The organism is Klebsiella sp. CN_Kp097, assembly GCF_040064495.1.
Lineage (GTDB): Bacteria > Pseudomonadota > Gammaproteobacteria > Enterobacterales > Enterobacteriaceae > Klebsiella > Klebsiella aerogenes.
Genome location: NZ_JBEAIL010000003.1, coordinates 143,347 through 163,229 on the forward strand (window position 1 = coordinate 143,347; position 19,883 = coordinate 163,229).

The 19,883-nt window shown below is 51.4% G+C and carries 20 protein-coding genes and 3 tRNA genes; 17 read left to right on the plus strand and 6 right to left on the minus strand.

All coding sequences use genetic code 11. From position 1 onward, the window contains the following. Window positions 1–64: 64 nt before the first annotated feature. Window positions 65–289 carry a DUF2594 family protein gene (locus ABLV07_RS04870; protein WP_015365908.1) on the minus strand — a complete coding sequence of 75 codons (225 nt, stop codon included), beginning with the start codon at window positions 287–289 and terminating at the stop codon, window positions 65–67. 465 nt (window positions 290–754) lie between these two features. Between ABLV07_RS04870 and uvrY the strand changes: the two genes are divergently transcribed. From uvrY to ABLV07_RS04915, 9 genes are all read left to right on the plus strand, one after another. Next, the gene (uvrY, locus tag ABLV07_RS04875; protein WP_015705978.1) at window positions 755–1,411 is read left to right on the plus strand and encodes a UvrY/SirA/GacA family response regulator transcription factor; all 657 of its coding nucleotides are present in this window, start codon (window positions 755–757) and stop codon (window positions 1,409–1,411) included. Then, the gene (gene uvrC / locus ABLV07_RS04880) at window positions 1,408–3,240 is read left to right on the plus strand and encodes an excinuclease ABC subunit UvrC (RefSeq protein ID WP_015705977.1); all 1,833 of its coding nucleotides are present in this window, start codon (window positions 1,408–1,410) and stop codon (window positions 3,238–3,240) included. Before uvrY ends, uvrC begins: the two co-directional genes overlap by 4 nt. Before the next feature lie 57 nt (window positions 3,241–3,297). Next, complete coding sequence (pgsA, locus tag ABLV07_RS04885; protein ID WP_015365912.1) at window positions 3,298–3,846, plus strand: CDP-diacylglycerol--glycerol-3-phosphate 3-phosphatidyltransferase; 549 nt, start codon at window positions 3,298–3,300, stop codon at window positions 3,844–3,846. A gap of 151 nt (window positions 3,847–3,997) precedes the next feature. After that, window positions 3,998–4,073, plus strand: a tRNA-Gly gene (locus ABLV07_RS04890). Between the two features lie 40 nt (window positions 4,074–4,113). Next, window positions 4,114–4,187 (plus strand) — tRNA-Cys (locus ABLV07_RS04895). Window positions 4,188–4,200: 13 nt separating this feature from the next. After that, window positions 4,201–4,287: transfer RNA gene (locus ABLV07_RS04900), tRNA-Leu, on the plus strand. Window positions 4,288–4,509: 222 nt separating this feature from the next. Continuing rightward, on the plus strand, window positions 4,510–5,394 hold the full coding sequence (locus ABLV07_RS04905) for a dihydrodipicolinate synthase family protein (protein WP_045365628.1): 885 nt from the start codon (window positions 4,510–4,512) through the stop codon (window positions 5,392–5,394). Window positions 5,395–5,543: 149 nt separating this feature from the next. After that, window positions 5,544–6,110 carry a DUF805 domain-containing protein gene (locus tag ABLV07_RS04910; protein WP_015705974.1) on the plus strand — a complete coding sequence of 189 codons (567 nt, stop codon included), beginning with the start codon at window positions 5,544–5,546 and terminating at the stop codon, window positions 6,108–6,110. 120 nt (window positions 6,111–6,230) lie between these two features. Next, a complete protein-coding gene (locus ABLV07_RS04915; RefSeq protein WP_348853567.1) occupies window positions 6,231–6,899 on the plus strand; it encodes a YecA family protein in 669 nt (222 codons plus the stop codon). A gap of 28 nt (window positions 6,900–6,927) precedes the next feature. Here ABLV07_RS04915 and tyrP read toward each other — a convergent pair whose 3' ends face one another. After that, window positions 6,928–8,139 carry a tyrosine transporter TyrP gene (gene tyrP, locus ABLV07_RS04920; RefSeq protein ID WP_032714843.1) on the minus strand — a complete coding sequence of 404 codons (1,212 nt, stop codon included), beginning with the start codon at window positions 8,137–8,139 and terminating at the stop codon, window positions 6,928–6,930. Window positions 8,140–8,331: 192 nt separating this feature from the next. Between tyrP and ABLV07_RS04925 the strand changes: the two genes are divergently transcribed. After that, a complete protein-coding gene (locus ABLV07_RS04925) occupies window positions 8,332–8,571 on the plus strand; it encodes a YecH family metal-binding protein (RefSeq protein WP_015365959.1) in 240 nt (79 codons plus the stop codon). A gap of 35 nt (window positions 8,572–8,606) precedes the next feature. On the opposite strand, the gene ftnA is transcribed toward ABLV07_RS04925, so the two are convergent. Continuing rightward, entirely contained in the window at window positions 8,607–9,104 is a 498-nt protein-coding gene (gene ftnA, locus ABLV07_RS04930) for a non-heme ferritin (protein ID WP_015365960.1), read from the minus strand. A gap of 384 nt (window positions 9,105–9,488) precedes the next feature. Here ftnA and ABLV07_RS04935 point away from each other — a divergent pair, with 384 nt between their 5' ends. Continuing rightward, entirely contained in the window at window positions 9,489–10,127 is a 639-nt protein-coding gene (locus tag ABLV07_RS04935; protein WP_015705970.1) for an RpiB/LacA/LacB family sugar-phosphate isomerase, read from the plus strand. Window positions 10,128–10,171: 44 nt separating this feature from the next. Here the strand turns inward: ABLV07_RS04935 and ABLV07_RS04940 are convergent, their stop codons facing one another. Then, on the minus strand, window positions 10,172–11,596 hold the full coding sequence (locus ABLV07_RS04940; RefSeq protein ID WP_026612266.1) for an MFS transporter: 1,425 nt from the start codon (window positions 11,594–11,596) through the stop codon (window positions 10,172–10,174). A gap of 127 nt (window positions 11,597–11,723) precedes the next feature. On the opposite strand from ABLV07_RS04940, the gene ABLV07_RS04945 reads away from it, so the two are divergent. Further along, window positions 11,724–11,975, plus strand: coding sequence for a DUF2766 family protein (locus ABLV07_RS04945; protein ID WP_015365964.1), 252 nt, complete (start codon window positions 11,724–11,726; stop codon window positions 11,973–11,975). A 57-nt stretch (window positions 11,976–12,032) separates the two neighbouring features. Here the strand turns inward: ABLV07_RS04945 and ABLV07_RS04950 are convergent, their stop codons facing one another. Next, window positions 12,033–12,536: a non-heme ferritin-like protein gene (locus ABLV07_RS04950; RefSeq protein WP_032711938.1), complete on the minus strand. Its 504-nt coding sequence runs from the start codon at window positions 12,534–12,536 to the stop codon at window positions 12,033–12,035. A gap of 779 nt (window positions 12,537–13,315) precedes the next feature. Between ABLV07_RS04950 and ABLV07_RS04955 the strand changes: the two genes are divergently transcribed. The 5 genes from ABLV07_RS04955 to otsA all read left to right on the plus strand — a co-directional run bounded on the left by ABLV07_RS04955 (window position 13,316) and on the right by otsA (window position 19,222). Further along, a complete protein-coding gene (locus tag ABLV07_RS04955) occupies window positions 13,316–14,296 on the plus strand; it encodes an arabinose ABC transporter substrate-binding protein (protein ID WP_015705967.1) in 981 nt (326 codons plus the stop codon). Between the two features lie 61 nt (window positions 14,297–14,357). After that, window positions 14,358–15,872 (plus strand): L-arabinose ABC transporter ATP-binding protein AraG, encoded by a 1,515-nt coding sequence (gene araG / locus ABLV07_RS04960; RefSeq protein ID WP_032714840.1) that lies wholly within the window; start codon window positions 14,358–14,360, stop codon window positions 15,870–15,872. A 14-nt stretch (window positions 15,873–15,886) separates the two neighbouring features. Continuing rightward, on the plus strand, window positions 15,887–16,867 hold the full coding sequence (araH, locus tag ABLV07_RS04965) for an L-arabinose ABC transporter permease AraH (RefSeq protein ID WP_015365969.1): 981 nt from the start codon (window positions 15,887–15,889) through the stop codon (window positions 16,865–16,867). A 161-nt stretch (window positions 16,868–17,028) separates the two neighbouring features. Next, window positions 17,029–17,832, plus strand: coding sequence for a trehalose-phosphatase (gene otsB, locus ABLV07_RS04970; RefSeq protein ID WP_348853568.1), 804 nt, complete (start codon window positions 17,029–17,031; stop codon window positions 17,830–17,832). After that, a complete protein-coding gene (otsA, locus tag ABLV07_RS04975; RefSeq protein ID WP_015705965.1) occupies window positions 17,807–19,222 on the plus strand; it encodes an alpha,alpha-trehalose-phosphate synthase in 1,416 nt (471 codons plus the stop codon). Before otsB ends, otsA begins: the two co-directional genes overlap by 26 nt. Before the next feature lie 28 nt (window positions 19,223–19,250). On the opposite strand, the gene uspC is transcribed toward otsA, so the two are convergent. Then, the gene (gene uspC / locus ABLV07_RS04980; protein WP_015705964.1) at window positions 19,251–19,673 is read right to left on the minus strand and encodes a universal stress protein UspC; all 423 of its coding nucleotides are present in this window, start codon (window positions 19,671–19,673) and stop codon (window positions 19,251–19,253) included. Window positions 19,674–19,883: the final 210 nt, after the last annotated feature.

Sequence of the window (19,883 nt, forward strand, 5' to 3'; positions counted from 1 at the left end):
ATCGCTCGTTCTGCGTGTCAGACGTGAAACCGGCTGTCAGCGATCGCTTTCAGCCGGTCCTTTCTTACTGACGGTAAGCTTGTTTAATTTGCTTAACGGTGCTGGAGAATACGGCAGCCTGAGCCTCATCTTCCATCTGCGCGATTTGCTTTTCCATTTTAATAATCACGCGGCCAGCATCTGCCTGACCCATAGCCTGAAGCATTAGCGTCAGCAGGGCTTTCAGGCAGGAGACTTCCTGCGCCAACTGTTGATTATTTTCTGCAGTGGAAAAATCTGGTGTGCTCATCGATATCCTCGTTTGCTATCAGCGCTGTCGCGCAATACTAAATGTTAAGGCGGCGCAGTATACCACAAGCGGTAGAAAAAAAAGGAGCGCGTGATTTGTGTTGCTGATGTTGCGCGCTGAGCGGTTAAATTTACTGAATAATATCTGTTCATCTAAGTGCTCATCGTTAATATTTTCCGCCGCTTTTGGCGGAAGTTAATTATTGTTACATCTTTCGAATCCTATTAATCCGCAACCCGTTCTGTTGCTTTTTTTGCGCCTTCTGTAGGGTGAATGTTAAAAAAGAAACATAATCCAACTATATGTTCTGTATAGGTTTCCACCTGGTGTGGAGACAAATTGCCATAAATGGGAGGGAAATCTTCTTCAGGACACTTTTTGGGCTTTTAAAGTTACGATAAAACCCGGTAATATATGGGAGATAAACTATCAGTAGCGTTATCCCTAATTCTGGAGATTATTCCTTTGATCAACGTACTTCTTGTTGATGACCACGAACTAGTGCGCGCAGGGATACGACGCATTCTGGAAGATATAAAAGGGATTAAAGTTGTCGGTGAGGCCTGCTGCGGCGAGGATGCCGTTAAGTGGTGCCGTGCGAATCCTGTGGACGTCGTCCTGATGGATATGAACATGCCTGGTATTGGGGGGCTTGAAGCGACACGAAAAATCGCGCGCTCCATTGTCGATACCAAAGTGATCATGTTGACCGTGCATACTGAAAATCCGCTGCCTGCGAAGGTCATGCAGGCTGGCGCCGCCGGTTACTTAAGTAAAGGCGCTGCCCCGCAGGAAGTGGTAAATGCGATTCGTTGTGTTGCTTCGGGTCAACGTTATATCGCTTCCGATATCGCCCAACAGATGGCGCTCAGTCAGATTGAACCGGAAAAAACGGAATCACCGTTTGCCAGTTTGTCTGAACGTGAGTTGCAGATTATGCTGATGATCACTAAGGGCCAAAAGGTCAATGAGATCTCAGAACAATTAAATCTGAGTCCCAAGACGGTGAATAGCTATCGTTATCGAATGTTCAGCAAATTAAACATTCATGGCGATGTGGAGCTAACTCACCTGGCAATTCGCCATGGCCTGTGCAATGCGGAGTCGTTAGCAAGTCAGTGAGTGATGTTTTTGACGCAAAAGCTTTCCTCAAGACGGTGACCAGCCAACCGGGCGTCTATCGTATGTATGATGCTGGTGGTACCGTCATTTATGTTGGCAAAGCAAAAGATCTGAAAAAGCGCCTTAGCAGCTATTTTCGCAGCAACCTGGCTTCGCGTAAAACCGAGGCTCTGGTGGCGTTGATCGCGCAAATTGACGTGACCGTTACCCATACCGAAACGGAAGCGCTGCTGCTTGAGCATAACTACATCAAGCTGTATCAACCGCGTTATAACGTGCTGCTGCGTGACGATAAATCCTATCCCTTTATTTTCCTCAGCGGCGATACCCATCCACGACTGGCGATGCACCGTGGCGCTAAACACGCCAAAGGCGAATATTTTGGCCCATTCCCTAACGGCTATGCCGTTCGCGAAACGCTCGCGCTGCTGCAAAAAATTTTCCCCATTCGCCAATGTGAAAATAGCGTCTACCGCAATCGCTCTCGTCCCTGTCTGCAATATCAAATTGGCCGTTGTTTAGGACCGTGCGTCGCCGGACTTGTAAGTGAAGAAGAGTACCAGCAGCAGGTAGAATACGTGCGGCTGTTTCTCGCCGGGAAAGACGATCAGGTATTGACGCAACTGATTGCCCGGATGGAAAAGGCCAGCCAGGCGCTTGAATTTGAAGAAGCCGCCCGCATCCGCGATCAGATCCAGGCGGTACGTCGGGTGACGGAGAAACAGTTCGTTTCCAATAATGGTGACGATCTGGATGTTATCGGCGTGGCTTTTGATGCCGGAATGGCCTGTGTGCATGTGCTGTTTATTCGCCAGGGTAAGGTTCTCGGTAGCCGCAGTTATTTCCCGAAAGTTCCGGGTGGCACTGAGTTGGGTGAGGTAGTGGAAACCTTTGTGGGGCAGTTCTATCTACAGGGCAGCCAGATGCGAACCTTACCGGGGGAAATTTTACTCGATTTCAACTTGAGCGATAAAACCCTGCTTGCGGATTCGTTGTCCGAGCTGGCCGGTCGTCGGGTGAATGTGCAGACTAAACCCCGCGGCGATCGCGCGCGTTATCTGAAGCTGGCGCGCACCAACGCCGCCGTTGCGCTTACTACCAAACTGTCGCAACAATCAACGGTCAGCCAACGTCTGCAGGCTCTGGCGACACTACTTAAGCTGCCGGCGGTGACGCGGATGGAGTGCTTTGATATCAGCCATACCATGGGGGAGCAAACCGTCGCATCCTGCGTGGTGTTCGATAGCAATGGTCCGCTACGGGCGGAATACCGTCGCTACAATATTACCGGTATTACCCCTGGTGATGATTACGCGGCCATGAATCAGGTATTACGACGCCGGTACGGTAAAGCAATTGAAGAGAATAAAATCCCGGACGTTATCCTGATAGACGGCGGTAAGGGCCAGCTTGGTCAGGCCAAAGCCGTGTTTGCCGAACTGGATGTGCCATGGGATAAAAATCATCCGCTACTGCTGGGGGTGGCGAAGGGGAGCGATCGTAAAGCCGGGTTGGAGACGTTATTCTTTGAGCCAGAAGGTGAGGGCTTTAGTCTGCCGCCGGATTCTCCTGCTCTGCATGTTATCCAGCACATTCGCGACGAATCACACGATCACGCTATCTCAGGGCATCGTAAAAAACGGGCGAAGGTGAAAAGTACCAGTACACTTGAGACGATTGAAGGTGTTGGCCCGAAACGCCGACAAATGTTGTTGAAATATATGGGCGGCCTGCAGGGGTTGCAGAAAGCTAGCGTAGAGGAAATTGCGCAAGTACCGGGTATATCTCACGGACTGGCAGAAAAGATCTACTACTCGTTGAAACATTAGGGGCTCTGTAGCACCATAGGGCTAATTAACACTTACAACATACAGTTACCCGTTACCATGCGATTTAATATTCCGACGTTGCTCACTCTGTTTCGCGTTATTCTGATACCGTTTTTTGTGCTGGCGTTCTATCTGCCTTTTAGCTGGGCGCCTTTTGTCTGCGCATTGATTTTCTTTGTTGCCGCTGTTACCGATTGGTTTGATGGCTATCTGGCGCGTCGCTGGAACCAGAGCACTCGCTTTGGCGCCTTCCTTGATCCGGTTGCGGATAAAGTGATGGTGGCTATTGCCATGGTGTTGGTCGCAGAACACTATCATACCTGGTGGGTGACTTTGCCGGCAGCGACAATGATCGCGCGTGAAATTATTATTTCTGCTCTGCGCGAGTGGATGGCTGAGCTGGGTAAACGCAGCAGCGTAGCCGTATCATGGATTGGTAAAGTGAAAACGACGGCCCAGATGGCGGCGCTGGTCTGGATGCTGTGGCGGCCTAATGTGTGGGTGGAGTGGGCTGGTATCGTTCTGTTCATGGTTGCTGCGGTGTTGACGCTGTGGTCAATGTTACAATATTTGAACGCTGCGCGCGGCGATTTGCTTGAACAGTGATCGTTTCGACGCAAATTTCAGCAAACGACACGAAGTAGCGAAAAATACCGTTGACTCACCGCGTGAGATAAGTAGAATGCAACGCATCGAACGGCGGCACAGTCTTCCAGACGATAACAAAATCAAGTGATTAGCTAATCTACTTGATGATGCGGGAATAGCTCAGTTGGTAGAGCACGACCTTGCCAAGGTCGGGGTCGCGAGTTCGAGTCTCGTTTCCCGCTCCAAATTAAAAGCATCGGCAGTAGCGGGTGTTCAGGTATTAAAGGCGCGTTAGCAAAGCGGTTATGTAGCGGATTGCAAATCCGTCTAGTCCGGTTCGACTCCGGAACGCGCCTCCACTTTATATCCCGAGCCCGGATGGTGGAATCGGTAGACACAAGGGATTTAAAATCCCTCGGCGTTCGCGCTGTGTGGGTTCAAGTCCCACTCCGGGTACCATTGGGATAAAGTAGAATAATCAAAGCAATAAGCAGTGTCGTGAAACCACCTCCGGGTGGTTTTTTCATTTCCGAAGCGTCATTTCCTGACATCATTCCTAATATACTCCACCTGCAGAGATAGACTCTGAGTGCTATAAACGTTATTTGTCCTATGACAAAACCTGCGGTGCTTGCTACGCTTAACGGGATTTTCGAACCAGGCAACAGGAGTAGGGGAAATATGTTTACCGGATTGTGTGCTTTTCCGCTGACGCCGATGCGCAACAATGAAGTAGATAGTCGCGCGCTAATAAAAATCATCGAACGTCTGGTCTCGGCGCGAGTTGATTCGCTGGGCATTCTGGGCTCAACCGGCAGCTACGCCTATTTGAGCCGCGAGCAGCGCAAAATGGTGGTCCTGGCGGCAAAACAGCATGCGCAAGGGGTCCCGATGATGGTTGGGATAGGCGCGATGGCGACGGATATGATTCTACGTCTTGCTGAGGATGCTCAGCAGGCGGGGGCGAATGCTGTGCTGCTACCAGTGCTGAACTATCAGCCTCTGACGGATGATGAGGTGTTTACACTGTTCCAGACGGTTAACCGCCATGTGTCGGTACCTATTTGTATCTATGATAACCCGCGCACCACCCACAGAGCCTTTTCTGATGCGCTTGTTGAGCGTATTGCTTCGTTATCCAATATCGCATCAATCAAGATCCCCGGTTTGCCGGCCGACCAGGCTGGCGTCAGAGTGGCGACGCTTCGTCAGCGATTGCCGCAGCGAGTGAGTATTGGCGTCAGCGGCGACGCTTTTGCCGCAGCAGGGTTAAACGGCGGCTGTAATCTGTGGTATTCCGTTTGCGCCGGTCTGTTCCCGCAAATTGCCCAAAATATTACCGCAGCAGCGTTGAGCGGCGAGCGGCAGCAGGCATCGGCACTAAGCGAACGGCTGGAGCCATTATGGGCATTGTTCAGACAGCACGGTAGTCTCAAAGTGATTGCCGCTGCCGCCTCTATTCTTGAACTAGCCGAAGTAGAGTGTTTACCGCGACCGTTGGCCCCGCTCTCCGCGGAGGCCATTAACGATGTCAAATCGGTCATGGATAAGCTGGATCTACGCTGAAGTTTACCGCCTTTCCCTTACCTATGTTTATCAGGAAATCCGCAAGCCATTTAAGGTAATATATCACTGGCGTTAATGTTAACGCTGTATTGATATTCTTTGGGGATGTGATGCCTTTATGGCAATGATAACTATATATGAGGGATCTTATGGCCACGTTGCTTGAAAGCTACGGGAACTGTTTTCGAAAATATGCCACTTTCCGCGGCCGATCCGCGCGCCAGGAATATGTGGTTTTTACCATTGCTAACTTTATATTGTCCGCGATCCTGGGATTGATCCCCGTCGTTGGCGGTATCTTCGGGTTAATTATTATCATTCCGGGGATCGCGGTTGCGGTGCGTCGTTTGCACGATCTCAACAAATCCGGCTGGTGGTTGCTGGCGCCCTACGGCATTATGCTGATCGGTCTGATTGGTATTGCCGCTACCGTCGAAGAGGGTAGAGCCGCAGTATGGGTATGGGTGATCGCGCTGGGCGGCCTGGCCGCGTTGGTAATGTCGATTTGGATGATTTTTACCCGTGGTACCGTTGGCAGCAACCGCTTTGGTGATGAACAGAACGATGACAACAGCGGCGGTAATACGATGGGCAAGAGTTCTGCCGCGGATGATGTCAGAGAGCGCCTGGCACAGGCTAAGAAAATGCTTGATGACGGCGTTATTAGCGCAAGTGAATACGAAGTGATGCGTGCTAATATCATTAAAGATATGTAACCGATCCGCCGCCGGGCTTGCCCGGCGTTAATAAATTCACCTGTGTGAGCGAGAGCGGGTGGTTTTCTCCTCCCATTTTCGCTACTGTAAGCGCCATTTTTCTACCATCATGAGCCTGTAATGAAAACCGGACCCCTGAACGAAAGTGAACTTGAGTGGCTGGATGAGATCCTGTCGAAATATGCCACCGAGGGCGCCATCCTTGATGTCTCCGAACTTGATGGTCTGTTAACGGCTATCTTATCCGGGCCGAGCGAAATCGAACCAGCGCAGTGGCTGCTTGCTATCTGGGGCGGGGCGGATAATGTACCGCGCTGGGCTAACGATCGCGAGCGCGACCGTTTCGTTAACCTGACGCTGCAGCATATGAGCGACATCGCCGAACGCCTGGCTGACTATCCGGAGCAGTTTGATCCGCTGTTTGGCATCCGCGAGTTTGAAGGCCAGGAACTGACCATTGTTGAAGAGTGGTGCTTCGGCTATATGCGTGGCGTTGCCCTCTGCGACTGGTCGACGTTACCTGCGGAACTGCAGCCACAGCTTGATGCCATTGCGTTACACGGAACGGAAGAACGTTTCGAAGCGCTCGATACGCTGACCGCGGATGAATTTGTCGAAAGCGTTGATAGCATCAAGCCCGCCGCGCTGGCTTTATATAATTACTGGATGGAGAACGCTCAGCCGACGGCAGTGCAGCAACCGGTAAGAAATGAGACCAAGGTGGGGCGTAATGATCCTTGCCCCTGCGGTAGCGGCAAAAAGTATAAGCAGTGTTGTTTAGCTAAATAACAAAAGGGGCCAACCAGGCCCCTTTTGTTTACCCCACAGCGGGTAATAATCCTGCCACAATGCAGAATTGAATGGCCACTATCGCCACTCCACAGCCCAATACCAGCCAGAGCGCAATCGAGCCGCCCGGAACACGCCAGGTTGCCTGTGGGTGCAGTTTTCGGCTTTTCATTACTAATAATGATGGCAACATCAGCGCCAGTACGGCGAGCGCCACGCCGGCGTAGCCCAGCGCCATCACGAAACCTCGCGGATAAAACAGGGCGAAGGCCAGCGGCGGCAGGAAAGTGATGACGCCGCTCTGTATACGTCCGGCAGGGGTGTTTTTACGCTGAAACAAATCTGCCAGGTAATCAAACAAACCTAATGCGACGCCGAGAAAAGACGTCGCCAGAGCGAAGTCGGCGAACAGATGTACCGCCACCTCTACATGCGGCGAGGCGACAACGTCGCGGATTGCTGCCAGCAGGCCGTTCAGGCCGGAATTCTGCGCTAGCACGGCGGTAAAGGCCGGAGAGTCGATGCTGCCAAGCGTGGCGAGTTGCCAGAAAATATAGGCGACCAGCGGAATAAAGCTACCGATGATAAAGACGCGGCGCAGCTTACGAATATCGCCATTCAGATAGCTAACGATGCTGGGAATACTACCGTGAAAACCAAACGAGGTGAAAATCACCGGAATAGCGGACAGCGCCAGGCCCTGCTGTAGCGGCAGAGTCAGGAGATTTATCTGGTGAATATGCGGCAGCAGCAGCACCAGCATCACCGCGAGGAAGATAATTTTGGCGCTGAATAAAAAGCGGTTAAACAGATCGACCAGAGAAGTCCCTATGCACACCACCGCGCCACCAATGCCGGTAAAGAGCAATACGCCGGCAGAAGGCGGTAGGTTCCAGTTCAGCCACTGATTCAGACTGGAGGCCAGCAGCTCCCCAGCGCCGCTGATATAGGCCGCCGTAAGCGCATACATCAGAAAAAGCATACAGAAACCGGTGACCCATTGGCCGTAGCGGCCGAGATAGCGCGCCGCCAGTGAGCCTAACCCCATATCCGCAGGGACATGCTGATAGACTTCCAGCAGCAGCAGGGCGGTATAGCACATCAGCGCCCACAGCGAGATCAGTAATACCAGGGTGACGCCAAAACCGACTCCCGCCGAAGCGAGCGGCATCGCCAACATACCGGCGCCAATGGTGGTGCCGGCAACGATTAAAATACTACCCAGAGTGCGGTTCTTCACGCTTTTCTCTATCTATGAAGGAAGGAACGAATAATTATGTCGCGCAGAGTATGTGAAATGAGTGATTTCGTCAAATGATGGTTACAAGTGGTGTAATTATATCTTTACGTCTCTGGAGGGCAGAAAAGACTGCGTTGGCGCAAAGCCGCCAGGCGCATGCTGATATATGCTGCCTGCTTTACAGGAGGAGTTATGTCATCTATTCACGGTCATGAAGTATTACAGATGATGATCGCATCGGGCGAGTCGTACAGCGTTGCCAGTCTCGAAGCGGCCATTAAGAGGCAATTTGGCGAAGATGCTCGCTTTCACACCTGCTCGGCGCAGGATCTGGACGCGGCGCAGCTGGTGACGTTTTTGCAGCAGAAAGGTAAATTCATTGCGGTGGAAGAGGGTTTCAATACCAGCGAGAGTAAAATTTGCCGTCATTGAGCGCGCGGCGGCCAGGGCGGCCGCCGCTGTGGGAATTAGTTTTGCGTGTCGAGGGTTGCCAGTTCTTTATCGATAAAGTACAGGCCTTCACCGCTTTTACCGGCAAGGGTCAGTTTATCAATAACAGATTTGAATAATTTCTCTTCTTCATGCTGTTCTGCTACGTACCATTGCAGGAAATTAAAGGTCGGGTAATCCTGATTAGTCATCGCGGCATGCGCCAGTTCATTAATTTTTTGCGTAATTAACTGTTCATGTTCATAGGTCTGGCGGAACAGTTCATCAAGTGAAGCATATTCGGCAAACGGCGAGCTAATGGCGTTAATACGCGGCAGGCTGCCGGTATCGGTCAAATAGTCGAACAGGCGCTGCATGTGCGTCATTTCTTCCTGCGCGTGGCGGCGGAGAAAGGCGGCTGCACCTTCAAAGCTATGGTAGCTGCACCATGCGCTCATCTGCTGATAAAGCAAAGAAGAATAAAGCTCAAGATTCATTTGCTCATTAAGTTTTTCGATCATTTCTGCTTTCAGCATGGCGTCCACTCCGGAAATAAAGATTAAATCATAATGTGCCGTCACTATAATTTGTTAGTAATTTATTTGCAAAAAGTAAATTAAAAAATTAATTATTAAAAATGCAAATGGGAATAAAACGCATTGGCAATATAATAATAAATGAGAATGGTTTTAATTTGATATTTATTTCGTAAATTATCGCGTGAAGCGAAACGACGAATATTTAATGTTCTGAACCTGAAAGGGGAAAACTGGGCTGAGGGAGGCTCAAAATGTGACGCGCTAAGATTTTTGTAAAACAGCTTTTCATAAAGTTTGAAAACGCATTTATGAAGTAGTAGAGTCCTGTTAACGCTAACGAACTATCGGGCCGTGCCCGCAGAGCATTCAGGAGAGTGAAGCATGAAAATCGCACTGATGATGGAAAACAGCCAGGCCAGCAAAAATGCCATCATCCTCAACGAGTTAAACGCCGTTGCCGATGAAAAAGGCTTCCCGGTTTACAACGTAGGAATGAGCGATGAGCACGATCATCATCTCACCTATATCCATCTGGGAATCATGGCCAGCATCCTGCTGAATTCTAAAGCGGTCGATTTCGTGGTGACCGGTTGCGGCACTGGCCAGGGGGCGCTGATGTCATTGAATATCCATCCGGGAGTGGTCTGTGGTTATTGTATTGACCCTGCGGATGCCTTCCTGTTTGCCCAAATCAACAACGGTAACGCGTTGTCTCTGCCTTTTGCTAAAGGCTTTGGCTGGGGGGCGGAATTGAACGTGCGCTTTATTTTTGAGAAGGCGTTCACCGGCCGTAATGGGGAGGGGTATCCGCCGGAACGTAAAGAGCCGCAGGTCCGCAATGCCGGGATCCTGAATAAAGTGAAAGCGGCGGTGGTGAAAGAAAATTATCTTGATACCTTACGAGCTATCGATCCGGAACTGGTAAAAACCGCCGTTTCCGGGCCGCGGTTCCAGCAATGCTTCTTCGAAAACTGCCAGGATAAAGAAATCGAAGCTTTCGTACGCCAGATTATAGGCTAATAGGGCTTTTCAAACAGGCCTGCATCACTACGCGGGCCTGTTTGTTATGGTCGTGTTTTACTGGATACCGTGCTGCCGGCATCTCGCGTAAGATGTAGCGTATCAATCATCCCTACCAAACAAATCAGCGCAATAAAGACAAACGCCAAGCGGAAGCTAATTCCCGGTAGAGTCGTCAGATTCAACCACTCGCTCAACTGTTCACCGATGCGGATGCCGATGGCGCCGAGAGTGATACCGAGCCCAACCGCCAGCTGTGAAGCGGTGCTGAACAGCGTATTGGCATAACTCATCTGCGCGGAAGGAACGTCGGCAAAAGCGAGCGTACTGACGCCGGTAAATTGGATGGAACGGAACACCCCGCCAAGATAGAGGATCAACATTATCAGCCATACCGGCGTTTGCGGCGTTAACAGCGCGCAGGCAAGTAGCGAGGCGACATTCAGCGCACCGTTAATCAGCAATAAGCGGCGAAACCCCAACCAGCGGATGAGCGGCGTGGTTGCAGGCTTGATAGTGAGATTGCCGACAAAAACGGCCAGCACCAGCAGTCCAGAATGAAAAGGATCCATGCCGAAACCCACCTGGAATAGCAATGGAAGCAGGAATGGGACGGCGCTTATCGACGCGCGAAACAGTGAACCGCCGTACATGGTTACCCGGAATGTAGGAACCTGCAAAGCGTCCAACCGTACCATTGGCCAGGCGGCGCGGCGGAAATGGCGTAGAGCGAAAAACATACAGCCGATACCTGTCGCCATGAGCGCCAGCGTTTGCCAGCTCTGTGGCTGTCGGTCGCCGAGTCGTTCCATCGCTGCCACCAGGCTTATCATCGCCAGTGACGTCGTCAGAAAACCGGGTAGATCGAAGGGGCGGCGTTCTTCTTCACGGATATTGGGAATGATGCGTAGCGAGAGCGCCATCGCCAGTAGCCCGAGCGGCACGTTAATAAAAAAGATCCAGTGCCAGCTGGCGTAACTGGTAATGAAACCCCCGAGCGGCGGGCCGATTATCGGTGCGACCAATGCCGGCCAGGTCAGCGTGGCTATTGCCTTGATGAGCTGATCTTTGGGAGTGGTGCGCAATACCGCCAGGCGCCCGACGGGGACCATCAGCGCGCCGCCAACGCCCTGTAGAATGCGCATTGTCACAAAGCTTTCGATGTTGCGCGATAAACCGCAGAATACGGAGGCGAGGGTAAAAATGGCGAGGGCCAGAGTAAACACTTTCCGCGCGCCGAAGCGGTCGGCGATCCAGCCGCTGGCGGGGATCAGTACCGCGAGGGTGATCAGGTAGGCGCTGATGCCAATATTGAGCGCGACCGCCGCTACGCCAAAATCCTTCGCCATATCAGGCAGGGCGGTAGCGATGACCGTGCCATCGAGAAATTCCATAAAGAAAGCGCCAGCCACCAATAATGCCGGGGCGGAAAAAGCGCCTGTTTTTGGCGTAATTGTTGTTGTACCCATTGTGTCGTTGCCATAGCAAAATGAATAAGTATCTTTGCGGTACGTTTTCTTTTCGCCGCTCCCGCACATGTTTTTTTATCTGGTGCGATTTAGGTTACTATTACGCTCCTGAAAATAGGAGTAAAAAATGTCTCAACCTTTCACTGAACAAGATGAGTTGGTTTCCGATGTCGTCGCATGCCAGCTGGTCATCAAACAGATCCTTGATGTGATTGACGTTATCGCCCCGGTCGAAGTGCGCGAAAAAATGGCGACGCAGTTAAAAGCGATTGATTTTGCGAGTAACCCTGCTTCGGCGGATCCGGTGACGCTGCGCGCAGTACAAAAAGCAATTGCACTGATTGAACTGAAATTTACCCCGCAGGGTGAAGCGCACTAGCTCTAACTCTGAGAAGTTGATTGTCTGGCCGTTCCAGTCTGGAACGGCCAAATTCAGCTAGTGCTGTTGTGGCGAGATGAGATTAAGTAGTCGACGGTCTGTCTGCTCCATACCGAGCCCGGCTTTATCAGCAGTGCGTATTTCTTCAAGGACGGTTTGCAGTAACAGCCCATCTTGCTGCTGCTCTTTCTCCAGCAGGGTCAAAAAACGCCACGTCGTGTCATCGCGCTGCGCTTTTGCTTCCTGCGCCAGGCCGGACAGCATGCTGCTACGTTGCTGATACTCTTCGAGAGTTTTGGCAAACACTTCTTCAAGCGTTGTGCATTGCGGGGGATAGCTTTCGTCGGCTTTGACAATTGGCCAGGCGCCGGCCTTTTTCATATAGTCAAAAACCTGCATCATTAACGTCACGCTGGATTGCGCACGGGTGCGCAAGAAGGTTGCTGTGCCGTTGAGACGCTGTTGCGCGCACCATTCACCTAAATGTAGATAAACATTTGATGCGTGAAACTCAAGATTAATCTGGGTATTTAATTTCTGAACCATTCCTGGAACTGCCATAACAATATCCTTATTTATCCGCAAGGGAAGTATGACGCGCTACCATCGCCACGCACAGGCGAGTTTTGCAAGCGCAACGCAATAGGCAGGAAATAAACACGGTGCAATCCATTTGCACGTGACTATTTATTTATATCTGCCGATACATCAAGAATACCCTTATGTTCCGAATAAGAAAACTCTCAATATGCGTTATTTACGATTTGTTACAACATCAGTTTTACTGCTTGTTTTAATTGTCTTTTTTGTGGTTTTTAAATCGTAATGTATTGAATTTAAATGGTTATATTTAAGGGTTCGTAGGGCTAGTAAATTTGTATTAATGAAGTTGATTTAACGGTAAATTCATATATCGATCATAGCTTATTCATTATTCGAAAATAGCGAGAGGATAATGAACTTGTGATAGATCATCTTTTGTTAGAAGTGGAAGAATAACATATAAGCTGGCGGCAAATCGCAGGACAGAGTAGCCCGGGATGGCGTTAGCGAACCTACAAGGATAAGTCTGCTGGTGATATGGATTATTGTGCCACGCATAACGCTAATTGTCTGACAATTAGCGTTTTTTTTATGTCATTTTTTGCTGAATTTATGTACGCAACTACTGTAATTCTGCGGTGTGATGACGCTCTCGTATGGATAAATAATTTCCAGTTAAAACTATTTTAACAACGGCAATGTTGATTGCGATTTTTCTAATGCCTTGTTTTAAGACCGATAAAAAATTTAAGTCCGATTTTCCCCTACAGAAAAGCGAATTAAAGCTGGAGTTTACCATGCACAAATTTACTAAAGCGCTGGCGGCCATTGGCCTCGCGGCGGTTATGTCACAATCAGCTATGGCTGAAAACCTCAAGCTCGGTTTCCTGGTGAAGCAACCGGAGGAGCCCTGGTTCCAGACCGAGTGGAAATTTGCTGATAAAGCCGGTAAGGATTTGGGCTTTGAGGTGATTAAAATCGCGGTGCCAGATGGTGAAAAGACGCTTAATGCGATCGACAGTCTCGCCGCCAGCGGCGCGAAGGGATTTGTCATCTGCACGCCGGACCCAAAACTGGGGTCGGCGATTGTTGCGAAGGCTCGCGGCTATGACATGAAAGTTATCACCGTTGACGATCAGTTTGTTAATGCCAAAGGTAAGCCGATGGAGAGCGTGCCGCTGGTCATGATGGCCGCAAGCGAAATCGGCGCTCGTCAGGGGCAGGAATTGTATAAAGAGATGCAAAAACGCGGCTGGGACGTGAAAGATACCGGCGTGATGGCGATTACTGCCGATGAACTGGATACTGCCCGACGCCGTACCACTGGCTCGATTGACGCGCTGAAAGCAGCGGGGTTCCCGGAAAAACAGATCTATCGTGTACCGACCAAATCTAACGACATTCCAGGAGCGTTCGATGCCGGTAACTCCATGTTGGTGCAGCATCCACAGGTTAAGCATTGGTTAATCGTGGGTATGAACGATAACACCGTGCTGGGCGGCGTAAGGGCAACTGAAGGCCAGGGCTTTAAAGCGCCGGATGTTATCGGCATCGGTATTAACGGTGTCGACGCGGTGAATGAGCTTTCGAAAGCCCAGCCGACGGGGTTCTATGGATCTCTGCTGCCAAGCCCGGATATCCATGGCTATAAAACCAGTGAGATGCTCTACAACTGGGTGACCAAAGGCACCGAGCCGCCGAAATTTACCGCCGTGACTGACGTGGTGCTGATTACCCGCGACAACTTTAAACAAGAGTTGGCGAAGAAAGGGCTGTAAGGCCGGGTTCATTCTGCCTCCCGCTCTGGCGGGAGGTTATGCGTAGAAGAGCGGAGTCGTTATGCAACAATCTATCCCTTATCTCTCATTTCGCGGTATCACCATGACGTTCCCGGGCGTTAAAGCACTGTCTGACATCAGCTTTGACTGCTATCGCGGGCAGATCCACGCGTTGATGGGTGAAAACGGCGCCGGGAAGTCCACCCTCTTAAAAATTCTCAGCGGTAACTACATTCCAACTGCCGGGCATCTGCAAATTGATGGTCAGCAAATAGCATTTACGAATACTACCGCTGCGCTAAATGCTGGTGTAGCGATTATTTATCAGGAACTTCATCTGATCCCGGAAATGACCGTTGCCGAGAATATCTATCTTGGTCAGTTGCCGCATAAAGGCGGCATTGTGAATCGGTCTTTATTGAATTATGAAGCGCGGCTGCAGCTGGAACATCTGGGGCTGGATATCGACCCGGAAACGCCGCTGAAGTATTTGTCGATCGGCCAGTGGCAGATGGTGGAGATCGCCAAGGCGCTGGCGCGTAACGCGAAGATTATTGCGTTTGATGAACCAACCAGCTCACTCTCTGCGCGCGAAATCGACAACCTTTTTCGCGTGATTCGCGAGCTGCGTGAAGAAGGGCGAGTGATTATTTACGTCTCGCACCGTATGGAGGAAATTTTCGCCCTCAGCGATGCCATTACCGTGTTTAAAGATGGCCGCTATGTGCGGACCTTTGACGACATGCGGCTGGTGGATCACGATGCTCTCGTGCAGGCGATGGTGGGGCGTAATCTTGGCGATATCTATGGCTGGAAAGCGCGTGAATATGGCAGCGAGCGGCTGCGACTGGATCAGGTTAAAGCGCCAGGTGTCAGAATGCCAATCAGTTTATCGGTACGCAGCGGTGAAATTGTCGGCCTGTTTGGTCTGGTCGGCGCCGGGCGCAGCGAACTAATGAAGGGGCTGTTTGGCGGCAGCAGAATTACCAGCGGTCAGGTCTATATTGATGGTCAGGCGATAAATATTCGCAAACCGGCGCAGGCGATTCAGGCGGGCATGATGCTGTGTCCGGAGGATCGTAAAGCCGAGGGCATCATTCCGGTACATTCGGTGCGTGACAACATCAATATCAGCGCGCGGCGTAAGCATATTCATGCCGGCTGCCTGATTAACAATGCCTGGGAAGCGAGTAATGCCGAACAACATATCAAATCGCTCAATATCAAAACCCCTGGAGCTGAGCAGTTAATTATGAATCTCTCCGGTGGTAATCAGCAAAAAGCCATTCTGGGCCGCTGGTTGTCGGAAGAGATGAAGGTGATTCTGCTTGATGAACCGACCCGCGGCATTGATGTCGGCGCAAAGCATGAAATCTACAACGTTATCTATGCGCTGGCAGCTTCTGGCGTGGCGGTTGTTTTTGCCTCCAGCGACCTGCCAGAGGTGCTCGGCGTCGCCGACCGCATCGTGGTGATGCGTGAAGGTGAAGTGGCCGGTGAATTGCTGCATGAAGATGCGAATGAACAGCAGGCGCTGAGCCTTGCGATGCCTAAAGTCAGCCAGGCCGTAGCCTGAGTAAGGAGTGAATGATGTCATCTGTAACTACGCCGAGCGCCGCACGATCCTCCTTCAGCTTCGGCCGAATCTGGGATCAGTTTGGTATGCTGGTGGTCTTCGCCGTGTTGTTCATCGGCTGCGTGATCTTTGTTCCCAACTTTGCCTCTTTCGTCAATATGAAAGGGCTGGGGCTGGCGATTTCCATGTCGGGAATGGTGGCCTGCGGCATGTTGTTCTGCCTGGCCTCCGGGGATTTTGATTTGTCAGTCGCTTCGGTCATTGCCTGCGCCGGTGTGACGACGGCGGTAGTGATTAACCTGACCGAAAGCTTATGGATTGGCATTGCCGCCGGGCTTTTGCTGGGTGCTGTCAGCGGGTTGGTAAATGGTTTTGTTATTGCGCGTTTGAAGATCAACGCGCTGATCACAACTCTGGCTACCATGCAAATCGTCCGTGGGCTGGCCTATATTATTTCCGATGGTAAAGCGGTTGGCATTGAGGATGAACGTTTCTTTACTCTGGGTTATGCCAACTGGTTGGGGCTGCCAGCGCCAATCTGGCTGACGGTTGCCTGCCTGATCGTCTTTGGACTGCTGCTGAATAAAACCACCTTTGGCCGCAACACGCTGGCCATAGGGGGCAATGAGGAGGCGGCGCGACTTGCAGGGGTGCCGGTTGTTCGTACCAAGATCATCATCTTTGTTCTTTCAGGTCTGGTATCGGCGGCGGCGGGGATTATCCTGGCTTCGCGCATGACCAGCGGGCAGCCTATGACCTCAATTGGTTATGAACTGATTGTGATCTCGGCATGTGTCCTGGGCGGCGTATCGCTAAAAGGCGGGATCGGTAAGATCTCTTATGTGGTGGCCGGGATCCTAATCCTGGGTACCGTGGAGAACGCGATGAACCTGCTGAACATTTCGCCATTCTCACAATATGTAGTCCGCGGGGTAATATTGCTGGCAGCGGTTATCTTCGACCGATACAAGCAAAAAGCGAAACGTGCGGTTTAATTGCGCGCAACTTTTAAGTCTACATCATAATGTGCCGCCGGCGCCCGCTGCGCTGGCGGTGACTATCAAAATGGCGAGGCTGGTCACACTGTCTATACTTACATGGCTAACAATTAGTTAACAACCAGCGTAATGCTGGCCATGATAAGGAGGAACACAGGGTGGCTGACCAGATATCTGTACCGCCTGAGCTAACCGGAAACCACGCATTTTTTCTGGATCTTGACGGCACGCTTGCCGATATCAAACCTCATCCCGATCAGGTTGTTATCCCCGAAGACGTCCTTCAGATGTTGCGATTACTGGCACAGCGACAACATGATGCTGTGGCATTGATTTCAGGGCGCTCACTAACAGAGCTTGATGAACTAACCCGTCACTGGAGACTGCCGCTTGCCGGCGTCCACGGGGCTGAACGCCGCGATATCAATGGAAAAAGGCACGATGTATCACTGCCGCCGGCATTGAGCCGTGAGGTCGGCGAAGCATTAACTTCGGCGCTACAGGCGCTGCCTGGCAGCGAACTGGAGGATAAAGGCATCGCTTTTGCGCTGCATTACCGTCAGGCACCACAACACCAGAGCGCCATCCTGGCGCTGGCGCAGGATATCGTGCAGCGTTATCCGATTCTGGCCATTCAGCAAGGGAAGTGTGTCGTTGAGATCAAACCACGTGGCATTAACAAAGGTGAAGCAATCGCCGCGTTTATGCGGGAAGCGCCTTTTGCGGGACGAAAGCCGGTATTTATCGGCGATGACCTGACTGATGAGGCGGGTTTTACTATGGTTAATCAATTAGGCGGAGTATCGATTAAAGTTGGACAAGGCGACACACAGGCGCGCTGGCGGCTGGCGAATGTTGCCGCCGTACATAAGTGGTTACGCCATGTTGTCGGCAATATGCAAAGCCTGGATGTATTCACTAACGGGAGGGATGACCATGAGTCGTTTAGTCGTAGTATCTAACCGTATTGCAACGCCAAATGATAAAAAGGCCAGCGCAGGCGGCCTGGCGGTGGGTATTTTAGGTGCGCTGAAAGCGAGCGGCGGCACGTGGTTTGGTTGGAGTGGGGAAATCGGTGATGATAGCCAGCCGTTGAAGAAGGTGAGTAAAGGGGATATTTCGTGGGCCTCATTCAACCTTAGCGAAGAAGATCACGAGCTCTACTACAATCAGTTTTCCAATGCGGTGCTATGGCCCGCATTTCACTATCGTCTCGACTTAGTCAATTTTCAGCGTCCGGCGTGGGAGGGGTATCTGCGGGTTAATGCCGCCGTGGCGCAAAAGCTGCTGCCGCTGCTAGCCGATGACGATATGGTATGGGTTCATGATTATCATCTGTTGCCATTTGCCAGCGAATTACGCAAAAACGGTGTGAAGAACCGCATTGGTTTCTTCTTACATATTCCGTTTCCAACGCCTGAAATATTCAATGCGTTGCCCCCGCATGCCGAACTACTTGAGCAGCTGTGTGATTATGACCTTTTGGGCTTTCAAACCGAAAACGACCGGCAGGCGTTTGTTGACTGCGTTGCCCAGCAAACCACATTAAGCGAAGTGGGCCACCAACAATATCGCGCCTGGGGCAAGACGTTCCGTACTGCCGTCTACCCGATTAGCATTGAGCCGCAAGAGGTCGCACGCAGCGCCAGCGGACCATTGCCGCCGAAGCTGGCTCAGTTGAAAGCTGAACTGAAAGGGGTGAAGAATATTTTTTCTGTTGAGCGCCTGGATTACTCCAAGGGGTTGCCAGAGCGTTTTCAGGCTTACGAAGCGCTGCTGGAAAACTACCCCCAGCATCGTGGGAAAATTCGCTATACCCAGATAGCGCCCACTTCGCGGGGGGATGTACAGGCTTATCAGGATATCCGCCACCAACTGGAAACCGCCGCGGGACGCATCAACGGCCACTATGGTCAATTGGGGTGGACGCCGCTGTATTATCTGAATCAGCACTTCGATCGCAAACTGCTCATGAAGGTATTTCGTTATTCCGACGTGGGCCTGGTCACACCGCTACGCGACGGCATGAACCTCGTGGCCAAGGAGTTTGTCGCCGCACAGGACCCTGAAAACCCTGGGGTGCTGGTGTTATCGCAGTTCGCTGGCGCGGCGAATGAACTGACTTCCGCGCTCATCGTCAACCCCTACGATCGCGATGAAGTGGCGGCGGCGCTGGATCGCGCGCTAACGATGCCGCTTGCCGAGCGAATTATTCGCCATGGCAAAATGCTCAAGGCGATCGAGAGTAATGATATTGATAACTGGCAGGCGCAGTTCGTTGCCGATCTAAAGCGGGTAAAGTCGCCTGAAGATAGCTGCCAGCAGCCAACCGTAGTTACTCCCTCCGCGTAGTCAAAACGGCTGATGCTTCGGCATCAGCTTATTCCAGGGAAACCAACAGCACATCGACTCCGCTGCTGCCGACGATATTCTTCGCTGAACAGGTAGCGCGGGAAAACAGGCTCTGGTTATGGTTGCCGCAGATGACCAGGTCGACGTGATGCTGTAGGCAAAAATCCTTCACGTGGTGGCAAAGTTCGCCGCTGGCGATGGTCATTTTGCTGATAGGGTAGTCCGCCTGGGCGGCGAGTTCATTAAGAAAACTACGGGTCTCCTCCTGCATTATCTCTCGCAAATTTTCCATCATCGGCGCGGCGAACTGATTATACATTTCCGGATCTGTCGCCAGCGTGATCAGGCTGACCTGCGCATTGGACGGACGTGCGATAGACACCGCTTTATTAACCAACATGCGGCTTTCCGGCGTTGGGGCGACGGCGACTAACAGATGAGAGTAGGGCATCTAGCCTCCTTGAGATACGCAACGGGACCTTTCTTCCTTCTTTACTCCTAATTCCATTTTTCCACAAGGGTTATTCGCGCGGTTAAAAACGCCTTTCTCTGATCGTGTGGTATCAGATTCTGGCAGCCGACTCGCAAAAATGATTCTCTCTTTTGCTTTAAAAGAAACGCTGTTTTATAAATCGGTGACGCATGTTGCCCGCCCCTTTGT

Excerpts from the sequence above, each read along its gene's own strand:
- ABLV07_RS04915 (WP_348853567.1), top strand. The coding sequence starts at position 6,231 with ATGAAAACCGGACCCCTGAACGAAAGTGAACTTGAGTGGCTGGATGAG.
- ABLV07_RS04925 (WP_015365959.1), top strand. The coding sequence starts at position 8,332 with ATGTCATCTATTCACGGTCATGAAGTATTACAGATGATGATCGCATCG.
- uspC (WP_015705964.1), bottom strand. The coding sequence starts at position 19,673 with ATGCCCTACTCTCATCTGTTAGTCGCCGTCGCCCCAACGCCGGAAAGC.
- araH (WP_015365969.1), top strand. The coding sequence starts at position 15,887 with ATGTCATCTGTAACTACGCCGAGCGCCGCACGATCCTCCTTCAGCTTC.
- pgsA (WP_015365912.1), top strand. The coding sequence starts at position 3,298 with ATGCGATTTAATATTCCGACGTTGCTCACTCTGTTTCGCGTTATTCTG.
- otsA (WP_015705965.1), top strand. The coding sequence starts at position 17,807 with ATGAGTCGTTTAGTCGTAGTATCTAACCGTATTGCAACGCCAAATGAT.
- ftnA (WP_015365960.1), bottom strand. The coding sequence starts at position 9,104 with ATGCTGAAAGCAGAAATGATCGAAAAACTTAATGAGCAAATGAATCTT.
- ABLV07_RS04950 (WP_032711938.1), bottom strand. The coding sequence starts at position 12,536 with ATGGCAGTTCCAGGAATGGTTCAGAAATTAAATACCCAGATTAATCTT.
- ABLV07_RS04940 (WP_026612266.1), bottom strand. The coding sequence starts at position 11,596 with ATGGGTACAACAACAATTACGCCAAAAACAGGCGCTTTTTCCGCCCCG.
- ABLV07_RS04910 (WP_015705974.1), top strand. The coding sequence starts at position 5,544 with ATGGCCACGTTGCTTGAAAGCTACGGGAACTGTTTTCGAAAATATGCC.
- ABLV07_RS04870 (WP_015365908.1), bottom strand. The coding sequence starts at position 289 with ATGAGCACACCAGATTTTTCCACTGCAGAAAATAATCAACAGTTGGCG.
- araG (WP_032714840.1), top strand. The coding sequence starts at position 14,358 with ATGCAACAATCTATCCCTTATCTCTCATTTCGCGGTATCACCATGACG.
- ABLV07_RS04945 (WP_015365964.1), top strand. The coding sequence starts at position 11,724 with ATGTCTCAACCTTTCACTGAACAAGATGAGTTGGTTTCCGATGTCGTC.
- ABLV07_RS04905 (WP_045365628.1), top strand. The coding sequence starts at position 4,510 with ATGTTTACCGGATTGTGTGCTTTTCCGCTGACGCCGATGCGCAACAAT.
- ABLV07_RS04955 (WP_015705967.1), top strand. The coding sequence starts at position 13,316 with ATGCACAAATTTACTAAAGCGCTGGCGGCCATTGGCCTCGCGGCGGTT.
- ABLV07_RS04935 (WP_015705970.1), top strand. The coding sequence starts at position 9,489 with ATGAAAATCGCACTGATGATGGAAAACAGCCAGGCCAGCAAAAATGCC.